This window comes from Anaerococcus groningensis (genome assembly GCF_046365465.1).
Taxonomy (GTDB): Bacteria; Bacillota; Clostridia; order Tissierellales; family Peptoniphilaceae; genus Anaerococcus; species Anaerococcus groningensis.
Genome location: NZ_JBGMEG010000007.1, coordinates 23015 through 41375, shown reverse-complemented (window position 1 = coordinate 41375; position 18361 = coordinate 23015). Strand labels below are relative to the sequence as shown.

Genomic DNA, 18361 nt, shown 5'->3' with positions numbered 1-18361 from the left:
AAGTGAAAGAATTTGATATTAAGGAAATTGACTTAACTAAATACTTATTTTTCACAGGAAAGGGAGGAGTTGGTAAGACTTCTACTGCCTGTGCTAGTGCAATAAGCCTAGCTGATATGGGCAATGAAGTCCTATTAATAAGTACTGACCCAGCTTCTAATCTTCAGGATGTCTTTGAAACGGAGCTTAATAATAAAGGTGTGAGGATAGAAGGTGTGGATGGTCTTACTGTTGCAAACCTAGATCCTATAGAAGCTGCTAATGAGTATAAGGAAAGTGTGGTTGGTCCTTACAGAGGACAGTTACCTGCTAGTGTAATAGAAAATATGGAAGAGCAATTATCCGGATCTTGTACTGTTGAGATAGCTGCCTTTAATGAATTTTCTAAGTTTATAACTGATTCAGACCTTAAAGATAAATATGATTATATAATATTTGATACTGCACCAACGGGCCATACCCTAAGGATGCTCCAACTTCCTTCTGCTTGGACGAGCTTTATCAGTGAAAGCACCCACGGAGCTTCATGCCTAGGTCAATTATCAGGTCTAGAAGATGAAAAAGAAACATACAAGTTTGCTGTAGATACCCTAGCTGATGGCAAGCTTACAAGCCTAGTATTAGTTGCAAGACCTGAGGAAACTCCTCTTCTTGAAGCAAATAGAGCCTCCGCTGAACTATCAGAATTAGGTATTAACAATCAAATCCTTATCATAAATGGTCTTTTAAGTGACTATGATGATGAAGTTTCAAAAGCTTTTTATAATAAACAAAAAGAATCCCTCGATGCGATGCCAGAAGGTATTAAGAATCTTGAAACTTACTTTATCCCACTTAGGGGATACAACTTAAATAGTATCGAAAATTTAAAGTCCTTGTTAGTTGAGGATAAGGACTATACTAGTGATGTAGATATTAATATAAATGAAAACGCAAGGCTAAAAGATATAGTAGATGACTTATATAAAAATGAGAAAAAAGTTATCTTTACCATGGGAAAGGGTGGTGTAGGAAAGACCACACTAGCATCTGCCATTGCCAAGGGACTTCGAGATAAGGGGCAAAAGGTCCACCTAACTACAACCGACCCAGCTAACCATTTGACTGGCATGATTGAAGAAGATGACTTATTAACTATAAGCCATATAGATGAAGAACAAGAGCTTAAAAAATACCAAGAAGAAGTTTTAGATAATGCTAAAAAAACAATGTCTGATGATGACTTGGAGTATGTAAAAGAAGACTTAAGATCTCCATGTACTCAAGAGATTGCTGTATTTAGAGCCTTTGCAGATGTGGTGGATAAGGCTGATAGTGAAGTTGTTGTTATAGATACAGCTCCAACAGGTCATACACTTCTTCTACTAGACTCTACAGAATCCTACAACCAAGAGATAGAAAAAAATCAGGGTAATGTTCCAGAGTCAGCAAAAAAACTTCTACCTAGACTAAAAAATAGTGAGGAAACAGAAGTACTTATTGTAACACTTGCTGAACCTACTCCTTTCTATGAGTCCGTAAGACTTGAAGAAGATCTAAAAAGAGCGGGAATTTATAGCAATTGGTGGATTATAAATTCATCTATATATAAGACTGGCTCTACTAATAAGACCCTACAAGCTAAGGCTAATAGTGAGCTAGAATGGATAAATAAAGTTGATAAACGCACAGACGGTAACTATACAATAATCCCATGGTCTAGTGACCAAATTAAGGGATCTAATTTAGATAAATTAATTAAGTAGGTATTATGACAGAGAAAACAAAAGTTGCATTTATATGCGTTCACAATTCTTGCAGGTCTCAGATAGCTGAGGCCCTTGGCAAGAAATTTGCAGGAGAAAGAATAGATTTTTACTCTGCAGGAACTGAGCTAGTAGCTCAGATAAACCAAGATGCAGTAAGGCTTATGAAAGAAATACATGGGATAGATATGGAAAAAGACCAATATTCCAAACTCATAGATGATCTACCTGAAGTAGACTATGTCATCTCTATGGGTTGCAATGTGGTATGCCCAATACTTCCCTTTAAGCACAAAAAGTATGACTGGGGCATAGAAGACCCTACTGGTAAGTCTGATGAGGAATTTATCAAGGTAATAGATGAAATCGAAGGAAAATTAAAGGACTTAATCAGTGAAATAGATGAGGAGTTTGCTAGATGAAAAAACAACAAGATATAAGTTTTTTTGAAAGAAATCTTACATTTTGGGTTTTAATATGCATGGCTATAGGTGTTTTAATCGGACGTTTCCTACCTGCTATTCCGGAGGCTTTGGGAGAGTTTGAGTTTTACAATGTATCTATCCCAACAACCATACTTTTATGGATTATGATTTATCCTATGATGCTAAAGATTGATTTTAAGAGTATAAAAAATATCAAAAACAATCCTAAGGGACTGTTTATAACCTGGATTGCCAACTGGATTATCAAGCCCTTTACTATGTATCTTATAGCTAGGCTATTTTTCTTTGGAGTTTACAAGAATATCATTAGAGAAAATCTAGCATCAGAATACCTAGCAGGAGCAGTTTTATTAGGAGCAGCTCCATGCACAGCCATGGTATTTGTTTGGAGTAAGCTAACAAGAGGAGATAGTGCCTATACCCTAGTTCAAGTAGCTAGTAATGACTTGATTTTGCTATTTGCCTATATACCTATAGTAAGCTTTTTACTAAAGAGGGGAAATATCAATATACCTTGGGGAACCCTACTTTTATCTATCCTACTATTTATAGTAGTGCCACTAATACTTAGTATCATAACTAGGAGATATGTGATAAATAATAAGGGTGAAGATTATTTAAACAATGTATTTATCCCATCATTTGATAAATATACTATGGTAGGACTCTTACTAACTTTAATAATTATATTTTCTTTCCAAGGGATGAATATTATCGACCAACCTCTAGATATTGCTCTTATAGCAGTACCACTTATACTTCAAACCTTTCTTATATTTGCTCTAACTTTTGGCATGGCATATCTTGCAAAATTGCCTTATTCTATAGCTGCTCCATGCGGCATGATAGGAGCATCTAACTTCTTTGAACTAGCTGTAGCTGTTGCTATTTCACTATTTGGCCTATCATCTGGTGCAACCCTTGCGACTGTAGTAGGAGTTTTGGTAGAGGTACCAGTAATGCTACTCTTAGTAAGAATTGCAAACTCAATGGAATATAAATTTAACCGATAATTGTAAAAATATTTTTAAAGATTATCATAAAAAATCAGCCTTAGTTATACTAGGGCTGATTTTTATAATTGCTTATTATCTAGGATTTTTAAAAGTCATATGGTATTATAAATATATAATGATAATCAATTTCAATGGAGGAATTAATGAGAAATTTATATATATATGAACCAAGTGTAAGTAGCATTGATAGCAAGGAACTTGATAGAGTTAATACGATTGTTACGGAACTTACAAATGTAGGTGCTGGTATTACTAGATATAACTTAGATGATGAAAAAGAAAAATTTGATGAGAACAAAATTGTAAGTAGATTTTTAGATAAAAATGGAGAAGACGTACTGCCTATCGTTTTATTAAATGATGAGGTAGTTATAACTCGCAGATATCCAGAAAATTCAGAGTTCTACGAGTACCTATTCCCAGATTCAGACCTTGATGATATGGATGATGAAGGTGGATGTGGTTGTGGTTCTGGTGCAACTTGTGGATGTTAGGATAATTTATAAATAAATATATTAGTATAACCAGTTGCTGATGAGCGACTGGTTTTTTGTTTATATTGGTCTATAGTCTTTTATATAGGCTAAATATAAAGCTATGACAGGATAATAATCTATGGAGGAGGAAGAGCGTGGAAGTATTAATAGTTCGAGCTAGATTGCTACTAGCTGCTTTTTTGAGAGATTTGATAGGATGGGAAAGAGAATCTAGAAATAGAGCAGCAGGTTTTATTGTAAGTGTGTGAGCATTCCTTATCATGCTAATTGTCGTAGATGGTTTTGAAGAGTTTTATGGAAATGAGAAGTGGGATGCTACAAGATTTGCTGGAGAAGTTGTAAGCGAGATAGGATTCCTTAGTGCTGGTACTATACTCCAAAAAAATTATGAAGTATCTGGACTTACCACAGCGGCTACTTTGTGGCTATCTGGAGCTATAGATCTCGCAGTAGGAATTGGATAATTATGAAGGAGCTATAATCGCTATTATTATGTGTCTTATAACCTTGATATCCCTAAAGCCTCTTAGTGATATTATAATAAGAGATTTACCAAATCTTATGTTATGGTTTTTAATACATACAACGTTAACCAGATTAGATTTTTAAACTTTACTGCAAATTAAGGTGCTGAGGTAAGAAAGATAAAGATTATAGATGAAAATAAGGATGATATATCAATGGTTGAGATGACTATATCTTTTAGAAAAAATTATAAGATCAATATGTTTTTAAGAAGCTAGAAGAATATTTCAACTTAAAGTCTGTAGAATATAGTAAGTATGATGAAAAATTGTTCCGATTACCTATATAGTAAATTAATTATAATACATAATAATTATTATTTCCAGTTGTCCGGAAATTCCGAACAACTGAATTTAGACAATAAGTTTTATATAAACAAGAAAGGATAATAAATGGAAAGTTATGACAAAGGTGAAATAATAATCTATCAAACTGAAGATGGAAATACGAAAATAAGTGTGAGGTTAGAAGGTGATACCATTTGGTTAAATCAAAATCAGCTAGTAGAACTTTATAAATCTAGTAAATCTAATGTTAACGATCATATACGCAATATACTAAATGAAGGTGAGCTTAATAAAGATGATGTTACAAGGAAAATTCCAACTGTAGCTTCAGATGGGAAAACTTACGATACAAATTATTATAATCTAGATATGATAATATCCTTAGGGTATAGAATTAAATCAAATATAGCTACTAATTTTAGGATATGGGCCACTGAAAGATTGAAAGAATATATGATTAAAGGATTCACTCTAGATGATGACAGGCTAAAAAACATGGGTGGGGGCACCTACTGGGATGAACTTTTAGATAGAATAAGAGACATAAGATCTTCAGAAAAAATGATGTATAGGCAAGTTCTAGACTTATATGCTACTAGCGTTGATTACAATCCCAAAAGTGATGAATCAATTAAATTTTTCAAAATAGTTCAGAATAAATTACATTATGCAGCTCATGGTCATACAGCGGCTGAAATTATATACGAACGCTCTAATGCGAATGAACCTTTTATGGGTCTTACCACTTTTTCAGGAGAAGTACCTATGAAGAAAGATATCAGAGTAGCAAAAAATTATTTAACTGAAGAAGAACTTAAAATATTAAATAATTTAGTTTCAGGGTATTTTGATTTTGCTGAGATTCAAGCTATAAAAAGAAAACCTATGTATATGCAGGATTACATAGATCACCTTGATGTTATACTCAGTAGCACAGGTGAAGAAGTACTAGATAATGCTGGTAAAATAAGTCAGAAAAAAGCTATAGCCAAAGCAGAGCAAGAGTACAAGAAATATCAAACCGCTGAGGTTTCTAGCGTAGAGAGAGAATATTTAAAATCATTAAAAGCTTTAGAAAAAAAGGCGAAAAAAAATAAGGAATAAAAAAACCGGGAAAATTAAAATCCCGGTTTAGTTTATATTAGTTTCTCATTAGATAGTTAAAGGCACCAAGGGCTGCTGTTGCACCAGATCCTGCTGCTATTACTATTTGTTTAAATAGGCTGTTTGTTGCATCACCTGCCGCATATACTGATTCTAGGCTTGTTGATCCATCTGGGTTTACTATTATTTCTCCCCTATCAGTAAGTTCTACTTCACTTTCTTTTAGCCAGTCTGTGTTTGGTACTAGACCTACTTGGATGAAGCAACCTTCTACATCTATAGCGTGTTCTTCATTTGTTTCACGGTCTAGGTACTCTAGTCTTTGTAGTTTATTTTCACCATATAGGCCTGTTGTTTGAGCATTTTTGATTACTTCTACATTGTCTAGGCTAAATAGTTTGTCTTTTAAAACTTGGTCTGCTTTTAATTCTGGTAAGAATTCTATAACTGTAACGTGCTCTACCATAGCGGCTAGGTCTATGGCAGCTTCGATTCCTGAGTTTCCTCCACCGATTACTGCTACTTTTTTGCCTTTAAATAATGGGCCATCACAGTGGGTACAATAGGCTACACCCTTGTTTTTAAATTCGATTTCGCCAGGGATACCTAAAAGTCTCCATCTTGCACCAGTTGCGATTACTACTGATCTTGCCTCTAGTTTTGCACCGTTATCTAGTTCTACTTCGATTAGGCGGAGGTCTTGGGAAGAGTTTTCACTTTCTTTGATATTTTCCGCAAGGGTTCCTGTCATGATATCTACACCTAAGGCCCTTACTTGATCTTCCATTTGCCCCATAAATGATGGACCTTCTGTATATTTAAATCCTGGTATATTTTCTATACCGAGGGTTTCTATTACTTGTCCACCAAATTCACTTGCAACTAGTCCTGTTGATACACCTTTTCTAGCTGCATAAACTGCTGCAGTTGCTGCTGCTGGGCCTCCACCGATTATTAGAACATCAAAGGCTGCCTTGTCAGCAAAGTCATCTTTTGATTTGCCACCTGCAATTTTATCCAAAAGGCTATCCATGGTTTGCTTACCGCCTTCTAAAAATTCTCCGTCTTTAAAGATAGCTGGTACTGCAAGGACATCACGGCTTTCTGCTATATCTTGGAACATGGATCCTTCTATCATGGTGTGGTTAACATTTGGATTTAAAATTGCCATAATATTTAGGGCTTGAACTACATCTGGGCAGTTGTGGCAAGAAAGTGAAACAATTGTTTCAAAATCGCTAGCCTTTATAGATTCTATTCTTTTTTTAGTAGTCTCATCTACCTTTGGTGCAACCCCACCTGCTTGAAGCATAGCTAGGGCAAAAGAAGCAAATTCATGGCCTAGGGGTACACCTGCAAAGACAATCTTACCGTGGTCAAAGTCACCTTTTACTTCAAATGAAGGTGTGTAGGTTAATTCTTTTTCTTCGACTTTTATTTTATCTGAAAGTTCTGCTACTTCTTTAACAAATTCTCTTACTTTTTTAGAATTTTCATCATTAGTAGCAGAAAGCCCAATAGTGACTTCTGTTTTTAACATGTCAAGATATTGGGCTAACTGTTGCTTTAAATTATTTTCTAGCATCTATTTAGTTTTCCTTTTTATCTTATAGTTTACCTACAAGGTCAAGGCCTGGAGTTAGTACTTCATCTCCTTCTTCTTGCCATTTTGCAGGGCAAGCTTCACCTGGGTGTTCTGCAACGTATTTTGCAGCTTTGATTTTATCAATGTTTACAGCTGCTTTACGACCTATACCATCAGCATTGATTTCTACTGTTTGGATAACATTTTCTGGGTCAATTACAAATGTTGCTCTTAAAGCTTTACCTGAATCATCAAGGATATCTAGTTCTCTTGCTAATTCTTTGTTGCTATCAGCAATCATTGTATATTGAAGTTTACTAATTCTTTCTGAATTATCATGCCAAGCTTTGTGAACAAAGTGTGTATCAACTGACACTGAGTAAACTTCTGCACCTAGGTCTTTTATAGCTTCGTAGTTATCTTGCATATCTTCTAGTTCTGTTGGGCAAACAAATGTAAAGTCTGCAGGATAGAAGATAAGAACTTTCCAGTCTCCTTTAAGATCTTCACTAGAAACTGTTGTAAATTCGTCTTTTGTTGGGTTATAAGCGTCAAGTTCAAATTCTGGTAGGGTTTTACCGATAAATGCCATTATTATATCTCCTTTTATATACTCTTTAGTATTTTTTACTAATGGTTACATGAATATTATAATCATTCTAAACTAAAAGTCAACTTAAAGTATTTAGAGATTATAAGATTAACTTCATTAGTTATAGTACCCAAATACTAGGAAATTATTTTAAACTTTAAAGTATGTCTTAAATGGGATTTTAAAAGGTTGAGAGAGAGTTTTACCCCACTTTACCTCATAAGTTATTAAGGTGTTGTCTTCGTGTGGGGCTTATCATTTTATAAATATTGTGATTTTTACAATATTACTATAAAGCGATATAAATATTTAAAATTTTATGGTAAAATATTACCTAGTGAAACCCTAGGATATACCTAGGGATACTTATATTTAAAAATTATATAAATTAAAATTTGAATGAGGAACTATGAAAAAAGTTAAAAAAACTAATGTCTACGTAAAGGCTTTTGAGCTGGGGACTGGAACAGACCTTGAAAAAGACTTTATTACTAGTGGACAAATTATTAAGCATAAGGATTATTATGAGGTCTACTCGACAGAGACTACTACATCAGGAGAGGTGGCTAAGGTTGGGGACTTTGTAAAAATTGATAATGCTAACAATCCCTACCCTAATGCGCGCGAAAGATTTTTAAAACACCACCGCCACCTAGATGGATATAAGTACGAACAGTTTCCAGTGATTCTTTGTAGCTGGCAGTATGGCGATGAGGATGATGAAGTCATAAGGTATTTGCTAGAAACTGGCAAGCTTTTGATAAATCCTAACTCGGAAAAATATTTTTACCAGGCAGACTTGTGGGGCACTACCCTTAAGGCTAAAAAAAATGATATTATATTAATATATGATGTCAAAAGAGATGGAGACCTTATTGAAAATGTTGATTTTAACTTAATAGACAGGGAAGAGTTTGATCAAACATATGAATATATTAATTAAGGAGCTTGTATGGAAAATGCAATAGTTTCTGGAGAAACTACCGTAATTGAAACTAATGAGTTTGAATGGCAAAAAAATATCAGTTCTGGGGAGTATCTAGATATAGAATCTATAGAAATTGGTGCTAATAACACCATAGCTCTTAGAAAAAAGATACCTTTTTATAAATACATAATTAATTTTTTGCTCCTTAGCCATTATAGGGATCTTGGTTTTGCCCAAGAGGATATAGGTGATAAGGCAGCAGACATATTTAGCTCTATAGAAAAAAGAGAAAAAAATCAAGATTTTGAAAAAATCATAGACCTAGTAGTGGATTTGTTTAGAGAAAAAAATCTCTACCCTCACGGTTCAAAAAGTGAGGTCTATGGATCTTTGGACTATGACAAAGATGACAGGAAAATTTGGAAAAAAACACAAATCAGAAAAGACTTTAAGGCAAGTGTAATAGGCCGTGATAAGATGTTTATATATGGCTTTGGCCTAGGTATGGATCTTGCTGAGCTAGAAGTATTTTTGATGAAAGCATTAGAAGAAACAGGGCTTAACATTTGGGATAAAAAGGAAGCCTTGGTTTATATTGCCCTAAAACACTTTCCAGATAATCCTGTCAATTTTTTTGTAAGGGCAAACTATCTTTATGACCACCAAGATGAACTTTTAGATGTTAGGGTAGAAAAAAAAGATACCAACCTAAATACAACTATCTTACAAAACTCCCTAGATGATTATCTAAATGAGTACCGCAATATGAAGCAGGTGGATGATGCTGTTATTCAAAATATTATAGCCTACCATAAGGATTTAGTTAGTGAAAATACTAATAGGACTATAAAAAGTGAATTTATATCCACCTTCTATGAAGTAGAAGAAAAGCTTGACTATGAAATAGCTGGTTTTTCAAATGTAAAATATGGCAATGATGATGGTTCTACTCAAAATGCCGATTTTTTTTCAAGAGGAAATGTAAAAATATTCTACAAAAATGATGATGATATAATAATTACTCAAGATATGCCCTTTGTTTTTAAATCAGATAAAAGAAGGGATACTAAAACCTATTATCCAGAAAAAAAATATGTACTCGAAAAAAATCCAACAGGAGGTCAAAAAGAAATCAGCCTAAAAAGTGATAACTTTACCTATAAGGATGAAGTACCTATCCTAGGTTCTGGAGAAGAATATAGCGATTATATTTACCAAAATGAGATAGCGGGTATCGAAAGGGTAGAGCAAGACTCAATCTATATATCTGAGAAAAAAATTTCTTCACTATTATCCTATCTTTATAATGAAGATGCCATAATATCAAATGAAGATGTAACTTTGCCAGAAGATCAAATACTAGCCCTAGATGACTTGCTTAAAGATACAAAAATAAAACACGAAAACCTAAATGCTATTATAGAAAAAAATAAGATATCACAAATTACTAGATCAAGGCTAATTACCCTGTATTTTCTATCTTTTGTCCTAGAAAATGAGGATATATGGTTTGATAAACTATCAACCCCAGCCAAAAGAAAGAGAAACTACCTTATATTTATGGATTATAAGCTGAGAAACTCAAGACTTTATGAGTACAATATATCAAACCCATATGAGGAAACTCTATTAAAACTAGTAGTTTATGATGAGCCAATAGATGCCTTTCGCGATCTGTGGGCTAAGTATCTAATAAATATAGGAGAATAAAGACTAGATGAAAAATTTCAAGACACAGGAAGAATTTATCAGCCAAATAAAAGAAATAGACCAAACTAGGTCTTCTTTATCCGGCCAAGAAGTAGAAATCTTGGATGATAGGGGAGAATTAAAATATAAAATAGAAGTGGGAAAGCTTGTTGGTGCTGGTGCTTCTTGCCTAGTCTATGAAGTTAAAGTAGATGACCTTTATCCACCAAAGAAAAATATGATTTTAAAGGAGTTTTTCCCAAATTATAACGAAGAAGATATAGTGGGTATAAGGGATGAAGCTGATCCTATAAAATTACACTTTGATGCCAAAGACCAAGAAAGCTTGCTAACTCTAGTTAAGGACCGCAAAAAATTTATTGATTCCTATGATAAGCACATAAAAGTTGTGGAAATCGATCCAATTCTAGAAGATATGATAGTAAGGCCCTATAAACTAGAAAAATCAGATGACTATCTTTTTGCCTTATATGATACAGATAAAGCCCAAAGTGTAGATAAATACAATAATCTAGACCTAGGTAGTATTATAGATGTTTTAAGGCAAACTTCTAAGATATTACACTTTCTCCACCAAAAAGAAATTATCTACATGGACCTGAAACCTGCTAATATCCTCTATGACTACAAACGCGATAGGGTAAAATTATTTGACTTTGACGCGGCAGTATTTTTGGATGATTTAGATAGTATTACAGAATTTTTCATGCCAAATGAACGTGCCTTTATCCCACCAGAATTGCGTTATGTATCAAATATCAACAAACGCAAGGAAATATTTATCAGTGAAGAGATAGATTTATATATGCTTGGTGTTACATTTTTCTATCTTTTAATGGATAGGTATCCAGAAGATTTAGAAAATGAAGATATGGACTACCTAGACCGCAATCTTAGGGAAGTTTTACTTAAAAAATCAAACAGAATATTTTTAAATAAAGTAACTACTGATAAAATTATTGATTTATTAAAAGAAAGTTTATCTGTCCACAGATACCTTACAGTAAGTGACTTTAGCCAAAGGCTGGATGAGATCCAAGCGGGTCTTAATATAGAGAAAAATGAACAAATAGCAAATATTCTTTCAGCAGCCTTTATCATAGAAAATAGACCCCTTTATAACTATATCCAAAAGGATGAGGAAAAATCTTATATAGACATTGCCATAGTGGGTGATTTAAATAGGGGCCTTGATTTCTTTAGCTTGTTATTTGCATCAGTTGACTTGGATGGAGTAGAAAGTCGCTTTACTTTTTATACCAAAAATCCTAAGCAAACCCATAAAACTCTTATAACTGCTATGCCCCTTTTAAAAGAAACTACAAAAATTAGTATAGAAGGTAAATTAGTAAGTGATACTATAAATCCAGCTATTACAGAAAGTTCCTATGCAAGCATTAATTTTTCAAGGAAAATTTCTGATATAAACGAGCATTATATAATAATTCACCATGAAGATGGGCAAAATTATACAGAATTTGCCAATCAGCTTTATGAAAAATTTAAGGATATAGAGGAAAACCGCCTAATTATCAACTACACCAGATTTGCCAGCGGTATAGAAACACTCGAAAATGATTTTGTTAGTCTTTATAATGTAGATTTACGTAGTGCAGCAACTTTTCGTAACAAAGAATTTAGCGAAAGCATCTTAGAAGAGGCCTACGAAGTTCACAAATATTACACAAGAGAATACGGTGGTGAGAGAGTGGATGATGCTAAAATTTGGCAAGATTTTATAAAAAATGACCTCTATAGCCTAAAATCTTCTGTAAGGACTGCCCTTTCTATGAAATATAGGATTTATATGGCTGGCTCATCCAACCATGAAGATGTTTCAAAACATTTTTATGAAACAGTTGTAAAACCAGGGCGAGAGACTGATGTTTTGTCACTACGTGATATTTTTGCTGATAGGGAACACCACGCTTGGAATAAATTTATGATAACCCAAGGTTACCGCAGGCCAAGTGAAGAAGAATTTAAAAACTATGCCTACACAGGATCTAAAAAACACGTAGATAAGGTAAATAAGCTCCACCCTCTTATAGCTAACACCAATATAAAGAAGTTTAAAGCAGGAGAGGACGATGAGCTAGAGATAGTAAGTCGTAAAATCCAAGAGTTTTTATTTAAGAAAACTGAAAATATAGATATAAAAGTTATGGAACGTATTAGCCATAATTTAAATAATACCAATTGGCATGGCAATGATAGTTTGCGTGAACTTTTCCCTCTTTGGGAGGAGCTTTACAATATTACCGATAGGCTAATTGACAAAGAAGCCTTTGCTATAAATACTGTAAATCAACTACTAAGTATGATTGATGAAAGATTTGAAGAAGATTTTCTAGGTAAGGAAGAGCTAATGGCTGACTATATCCTTATCAAACAAGATATTTCCTTGATGATAGAAAGAGAAAAACCAAAGTCTTTTAGATATTCAGACTACATGGTAATAGATGCTAAGCCCCTTATAAAACATGGGCCTATCAAAACTATATTTGCTCCTTTTGTAGCAGATGATGAGCTGCTTTGGGCAAATGTTCTAGCAGCTATCAAGTTTGATCCTAAAAATTTAATCTTGCTTTCTGAAAATCCAGCAGACCATAAGGAAAAATTTAACAAAATAGTAGAGTTTTTAAAAATTAAAAGACAGCAAAAATCTTTAAATGTTTATATGATTAGCTATGATCAGATGCATTTATATAGCAAGGTTGATGCTGTAGTAGATCTTACCTTAAATACCCACACCGATGCCAAAAGACCTGAAATTATAATTTTACCTTATGTAGAATATTTAGGATCAAATAAGTGGGGTGGGGACTATGATGCCATAGACTATTATATAAACCGCAGAACTTTAACAGTAGAAGAAGCTTTCTTCCTAAATAATGCTAAATTTTATAATGCAGCTAGCGAAAACAACCTAGCAAGGCTAAATAATTATTATGAAAAGCTCTGGCAGGCTTATATAGAATCTGATTCTGATGATTGGGCAGAGTCTACCCAAATATTTAGAGAATCTATGCCAGAATATATTTTAAGCGCATCCTATCAAAAAGAAGTAAATACAAGTATGATAGAAGTGGGAGACTTTATTTTCAAACGAGATGATAAATTAAAATATCAAAAACTTACTTCTTTTTTAAATGATATGAAGGATGAAGGTCTATTAATCGATTATAAATATCCAGTAAATCCCGGCAAATTAAAAATCCAAAGCCACAATGACGAATTTTCCAAAATCTTAGGTACGTTTATAAGTGAAAATCTTTATAAATACTTCGAAGTTTTTGACTTAAGAAAACTTTACTTCCCTCTTTATGATAATGAAGAAGAAAAGAATATCTACTACTATGCTATGAGCAATAATCTAAGCTTTAGCTATAAAATCCAAAGAGAAGATGCCAAAGATTTAGCTAAAAGTTTAAATAAGATGATGAAAAATCTAGATAAAGATATAGATGATGAGCAAGATATAAGAATCTTTAATCCTATAAACGGGCAAGATTTTGTAAAGGCTAATGGCGATACCCTAGTATTTAATTATGAGCTAGGAGATATAGCCTTTAGGGAATTTTTGGAAAAAGGTATAGCCTTACAGATCTATACCTACTTTGAACTTATTAGAAAAAGCTCAGTCTTTGATGAGATAAAAATCGATGTTAGATTAAAGTGGAAGGCCTACGATGATTATGGTCCTATAAGTGAAGGAGTAGAAAATCACATTGATATAGTATGTACCAAAGAATTTTCTACATTTATTATAACAACCATCCAAGATCAACTAAGAAAAGAAGATGTTTATGAAATAAAAACTCAGGCTAAGCAGTTTGGTATAGATACCAAGCCGATTTTAGTAAATACAAATAGTAATGGTATTGATACTTCTATTAGAAAAATAGCAAGGGCCACAGGTGTCTATCTAATAGATCGTGATATGGTTAAAAATAACGGTATCGTAGGATACTTAGAAAATATAGCAAAGGCAGAAAAAAACTGGCAGCTAAAAAAAGATTAGGTGATATTTAGATGAAACAAATATTTGTATCAAGCACATTTAAAGATATGCATATCGAAAGGGATTTGATACAGACAAAACTATCCCCAGACTTAAATGAAAAGGCATATCAAAAAAGAATAGAAGGAATCAAATTTCAAGATTTGCGTTGGGGTATTGATACAGACATCGAAAATGAGGAAGATAAGGATAAAAAAATACTAGAAGTATGCCTAGATGAGATAGAAAATAATAGGCCATACTTTATGGTGCTTGTAGGAGATAGATATGGATGGATACCAGATAATGATTTGGTAAAAGAAACTGGTGTCCGCTATGGTATATATTCTCCAGATGAAAAAATAGAAAAGTCTATAACAAACTTGGAAGTAGACTATGGATTTTTAAAAAATCCCAAATACGCCAAGCATTCCTTTGCCTATATTAGAAATATAGTAGGGGATTTAGAAGGCACCATTTACGAACAGAACCCAGAAGAAAAAGAAAAAATAGAAAAACTAAAAGAAGAAATCAGACAAGTCCTTCCAGCAGAAAATATCCATGAATATGATGTAACTTATAAAAATGGATATTTGGTGGGGGTAGATAAGTTTATTGATGTAGCCAAGGAGGATATGACTAGGGTTCTTTTTGAAAATCAAAGCATTAAAGAAGATTTAACAGAAAACCAAAAAGAAATCCTCTACCACAAGACCCAGGCTGATGAGAAATCTGTAACATCCAATGCTAGAAAATCTATAGAAAATCAAATATTAAAAGAGATTGAAGATAATAATATCATAACCGTAAAGGGAAAAAGTGGAAATGGTAAGTCCACCCTTATGGCCAAAATTTCTGAAAAAATTAATAAAAAATATAATTCTATAATCCTTTTCTCATCTCTAACCCCAAAGACTACAAGTCCTCAAGGGATAATGAGAGTCATCACAGAATATATAAATGAAACTCTTAAAAAAGAGGATGAAGCTATAGACTTTAGCAAAGTTTTAAATGATTTTGAAGAAGAAGATGCGGCTAAGGGTAACAAAAAGGAAGAAAAATCTAAGGATGAGAGATTATACGAAACAGCCCTTAGGGAATATTTTCAAAAAGGTAAAAGAGAGATAGTTATCTTAATAGATGCCATAGACCAGTTAGACAACCCAGCTCGGGTGGCAGAGCTAATTAAACCTTTAAACTTTACCAACGACAGTAAGATTAAATTTATAATTTCCTACCTAGAAGATGAAGATGAAAGGGCAAGTGATACCTATATTTTCCTAAATGATTACCTAAACTTTAAATTAGGTAAGCTAGATGATAATGATAAACTAGAAGTTATAAATTCTTCCCTGTCTGAAAACAACAAAGAATTGCCTTTTGAAATTAAGCAAGAAATTATAGATAAGGAAGGAAGTTCATCCCCTTTATATATATCACTTCTAGTCCAAAGGCTATTAATGATGAATAGTGAAGATTATCTAAGGATATTAAGGGCAGGCGATGGTTATGAGAAAATAACTACCTACCAAAAAGATCTTATCCAAGAAATGCCAAATGACTTAAAGGAGTTAATCCTAGATATAATCTCCCATGCATCCAAAAATCTAAAGACAAATACAGACAATGTTGAAAAAACTATTGCATATATTGCCCTTTCAAGGCGAGGCCTTCGTGAAAGTGATTTAAAAAAGATTTATGAACTTCTAGGAGATAATTACAACTCTCTAGATTTTGCTACTTTAAAGAAATATCTAAGGGCCTTTTTCCTAGAGGATAAGTACTTAAGGATAGACTTTACCCACAAGATTATCCGTCAAGCAATCCTTGAAGCCCTATCAGATGAAAATCAAGCAAGGCTTCACAATGATATTGCCAATGCCTTTATGACTTTACCTATAGAAGATCCAATAAAGCTTCAAGAGCAATATTACTCAGCCTATAAGGCTCATAATATAGAAGCAGTGGTAGATCTTTTAAGAGAAATTGGCAAACACTATAAAAGGTTAAGTTATCATGATATAGACTCTGCCATAGATTCCATTACCAAAATTCACAATATAAGTCTTGATTATAATGATGATGATTGGATAAGAGAAGTATTTATGGAGCTTAGCAAATTTGACTTAGAATCTCAAAAAATTCTATTAACCTATTTTGTTTATAGCTCCTTTGAGGAAAAAACAAGGGAATCACTTATGGCTACCAAGCATAATGGTAAGTCGCTTTTAGAATACTTAGAAATTGTTCTTGATACCCATCCAGATGATAAGGAACTGATGAGCCTATATGCAGACCAATCGGCCTACCTTGGCATGAAATATGATGTGGGATCTAGAAAGGATATGAAGCAAAGCGAAGGCTACTTGATAAATTCCCTTAAAATAAATGAAAAACTTTATAAATTAGATAAAAATTCTTCAAGTAAGGAAAATCTTGCCAATGCCTATAGTAATATAGCAAGATTTTATTTAGATATACGTCCTAGCAGAAAAGATGAATCCAAAAAATATTATCAAAAATCCCTAGATATGTTCGAAGAAATTGCCAATGACGAACCTAGTATGGTCAATAAAGAAAATCTAGCCATGGCCTATAACGATATCGCAAATCTATATTCAACTGGGAATAATGAGGATTTAAAAAATGCTAAGGACTATTACAAAGAGGCTATTATAATTATAAAAAGACTTTTAGATGACCATGAAGATGTTAACCTTAAAAAGACCCTTGCCCTAGCCGATATTAATATAGCCAGCCTATATTTTACAGAAAATAACTTTACCAAGGCTGAAAAGTGGTACTATAGGTCCATTGATGTTATTAGAGAAATCGAACAAGAAGAACCTAGCCTAGAAAATAAAGAAACTCTAGGCAAGGCCTACAATAATATTGCCGACCTTTTTGCAAGCGAGCTAATAGATGATAGGAAAAAAGCGGAAAATTTCTACTTTAGGGCTATGAGAATATTTGAGGGAATATTAAAGCATAAGGCTATAGTATCAGTAAAAAAATCCCTATCAATTACCTATGACAATATAGGAAATTTATATGCCGATTGGAAAATCGAAGATGCCTATCAATACTACAAAAAGGCCATAGCTTTAAAAGAAGATTTATTAACTAATAGCTCAACGAAAGAAAGCATTACAGACCTTGCAACTTCCTACAATAACTTAGGATTCTTGTATGTGGATAACAGGGCAGATGACGATTATGCAATATTTTGCTACCAAAGATCAATAGATCTGATGCATACTATTGAAGAAATTGAAATAGATAAAAGCTATGGGGAAAACCTAGCAACTTGCTATACTAACATTGCTGTCCTATATTTTATGTTAGGTGATACTGACAATAGTGAAAAATATTATAAAAAAGCTATTGCCATCCATAAGAGATTGATAAAAGAATTTGCAGATGATGATAATATAGAAAAACTTTTAATAATCTATAACAACCTAGCTTGTAATCAAACAGACTTAAATTACCCTCTAAGTGCAACAGAAAACTTGTACTTAGAAGTAATAGAGCTGATTAAAATTTTAAAAGACCCATATAAAAAGCGTAAGAAGACAGCCATTACCTACAACAATTTAGGCAATCTCTACTTGATAAAGGATAGAAACTATGCTCTTAGTGAAGAGTGTTATCTAAAATCAATTGACCTTACCAAGTGGGTTATAGATTATCATAAGTCAGTAGAAAACGAAGAAAGATTGATGGTAAATTATAGCAACCTAGCAGAACTTTATACCCTTTGGGGCAAAGAAGAAAAGGCCAAGGCCTACCTAGACCTAGCCATAGCAACTGCCAATGCTATAGATTACAAAAATAACCAAGAAAATATAAATAAATTCATTTATCAACACGAAAATTTTGAATAAAAAATACCGGATAGCCTATCCGGTATTTTTTACTGG

The 18361-nt window shown here is 33.2% G+C and carries 12 protein-coding genes; 10 read left to right on the top strand and 2 right to left on the bottom strand.

The genetic code is table 11. The annotated features are described in order from the left end of the window. The first annotated feature begins 2 nt into the window (after positions 1–2). From arsA to AB9Q04_RS04855, 6 genes are all read left to right on the top strand, one after another. Positions 3–1745: an arsenical pump-driving ATPase gene (gene arsA, locus AB9Q04_RS04880; protein WP_410024248.1), complete on the top strand. Its 1743-nt coding sequence runs from the start codon at positions 3–5 to the stop codon at positions 1743–1745. Positions 1746–1750: 5 nt separating this feature from the next. Beyond that, positions 1751–2167, top strand: a complete 417-nt coding sequence (locus AB9Q04_RS04875) for an arsenate reductase ArsC (protein ID WP_410024246.1) — start codon at positions 1751–1753, stop codon at positions 2165–2167. Next, a complete protein-coding gene (gene arsB / locus AB9Q04_RS04870; RefSeq protein ID WP_410024245.1) occupies positions 2164–3204 on the top strand; it encodes an ACR3 family arsenite efflux transporter in 1041 nt (346 codons plus the stop codon). Before AB9Q04_RS04875 ends, arsB begins: the two co-directional genes overlap by 4 nt. A gap of 146 nt (positions 3205–3350) precedes the next feature. Next, positions 3351–3701, top strand: a complete 351-nt coding sequence (locus tag AB9Q04_RS04865; RefSeq protein WP_410024244.1) for an arsenic metallochaperone ArsD family protein — start codon at positions 3351–3353, stop codon at positions 3699–3701. Positions 3702–3964: 263 nt separating this feature from the next. Next, positions 3965–4168 (top strand): MgtC/SapB family protein, encoded by a 204-nt coding sequence (locus tag AB9Q04_RS04860; protein ID WP_410024243.1) that lies wholly within the window; start codon positions 3965–3967, stop codon positions 4166–4168. Positions 4169–4621: 453 nt separating this feature from the next. Then, positions 4622–5620, top strand: coding sequence for a virulence RhuM family protein (locus tag AB9Q04_RS04855; protein WP_410024241.1), 999 nt, complete (start codon positions 4622–4624; stop codon positions 5618–5620). A 37-nt stretch (positions 5621–5657) separates the two neighbouring features. Here AB9Q04_RS04855 and ahpF read toward each other — a convergent pair whose 3' ends face one another. Together ahpF and ahpC are read right to left on the bottom strand one after the other, a co-directional pair. Then, entirely contained in the window at positions 5658–7205 is a 1548-nt protein-coding gene (gene ahpF, locus AB9Q04_RS04850) for an alkyl hydroperoxide reductase subunit F (protein ID WP_410024240.1), read from the bottom strand. Positions 7206–7227: 22 nt separating this feature from the next. Then, a complete protein-coding gene (gene ahpC, locus AB9Q04_RS04845) occupies positions 7228–7797 on the bottom strand; it encodes an alkyl hydroperoxide reductase subunit C (RefSeq protein WP_410024239.1) in 570 nt (189 codons plus the stop codon). A gap of 409 nt (positions 7798–8206) precedes the next feature. On the opposite strand from ahpC, the gene AB9Q04_RS04840 reads away from it, so the two are divergent. The 4 genes from AB9Q04_RS04840 to AB9Q04_RS04825 are packed head-to-tail and all read left to right on the top strand — an operon-like array spanning position 8207 to position 18325. Further along, positions 8207–8740 carry a hypothetical protein gene (locus tag AB9Q04_RS04840; RefSeq protein ID WP_410024238.1) on the top strand — a complete coding sequence of 178 codons (534 nt, stop codon included), beginning with the start codon at positions 8207–8209 and terminating at the stop codon, positions 8738–8740. Positions 8741–8749: 9 nt separating this feature from the next. Next, positions 8750–10435, top strand: a complete 1686-nt coding sequence (locus AB9Q04_RS04835; protein ID WP_410024237.1) for a hypothetical protein — start codon at positions 8750–8752, stop codon at positions 10433–10435. A gap of 7 nt (positions 10436–10442) precedes the next feature. Then, positions 10443–14459 carry a protein kinase domain-containing protein gene (locus tag AB9Q04_RS04830; protein WP_410024236.1) on the top strand — a complete coding sequence of 1339 codons (4017 nt, stop codon included), beginning with the start codon at positions 10443–10445 and terminating at the stop codon, positions 14457–14459. 11 nt (positions 14460–14470) lie between these two features. Beyond that, positions 14471–18325 (top strand): tetratricopeptide repeat protein, encoded by a 3855-nt coding sequence (locus AB9Q04_RS04825; RefSeq protein WP_410024235.1) that lies wholly within the window; start codon positions 14471–14473, stop codon positions 18323–18325. The last annotated feature ends 36 nt before the right edge of the window (positions 18326–18361 follow it).

Bases quoted from the DNA above. Each gene is read 5' to 3' on its own strand.
- AB9Q04_RS04875 (WP_410024246.1), top strand. From the start codon at position 1,751: ATGACAGAGAAAACAAAAGTTGCATTTATATGCGTTCACAATTCTTGC.
- arsB (WP_410024245.1), top strand. From the start codon at position 2,164: ATGAAAAAACAACAAGATATAAGTTTTTTTGAAAGAAATCTTACATTT.
- AB9Q04_RS04865 (WP_410024244.1), top strand. From the start codon at position 3,351: ATGAGAAATTTATATATATATGAACCAAGTGTAAGTAGCATTGATAGC.
- AB9Q04_RS04860 (WP_410024243.1), top strand. From the start codon at position 3,965: ATGCTAATTGTCGTAGATGGTTTTGAAGAGTTTTATGGAAATGAGAAG.
- AB9Q04_RS04855 (WP_410024241.1), top strand. From the start codon at position 4,622: ATGGAAAGTTATGACAAAGGTGAAATAATAATCTATCAAACTGAAGAT.
- ahpF (WP_410024240.1), bottom strand. From the start codon at position 7,205: ATGCTAGAAAATAATTTAAAGCAACAGTTAGCCCAATATCTTGACATG.
- ahpC (WP_410024239.1), bottom strand. From the start codon at position 7,797: ATGGCATTTATCGGTAAAACCCTACCAGAATTTGAACTTGACGCTTAT.
- AB9Q04_RS04840 (WP_410024238.1), top strand. From the start codon at position 8,207: ATGAAAAAAGTTAAAAAAACTAATGTCTACGTAAAGGCTTTTGAGCTG.
- AB9Q04_RS04835 (WP_410024237.1), top strand. From the start codon at position 8,750: ATGGAAAATGCAATAGTTTCTGGAGAAACTACCGTAATTGAAACTAAT.
- AB9Q04_RS04830 (WP_410024236.1), top strand. From the start codon at position 10,443: ATGAAAAATTTCAAGACACAGGAAGAATTTATCAGCCAAATAAAAGAA.
- AB9Q04_RS04825 (WP_410024235.1), top strand. From the start codon at position 14,471: ATGAAACAAATATTTGTATCAAGCACATTTAAAGATATGCATATCGAA.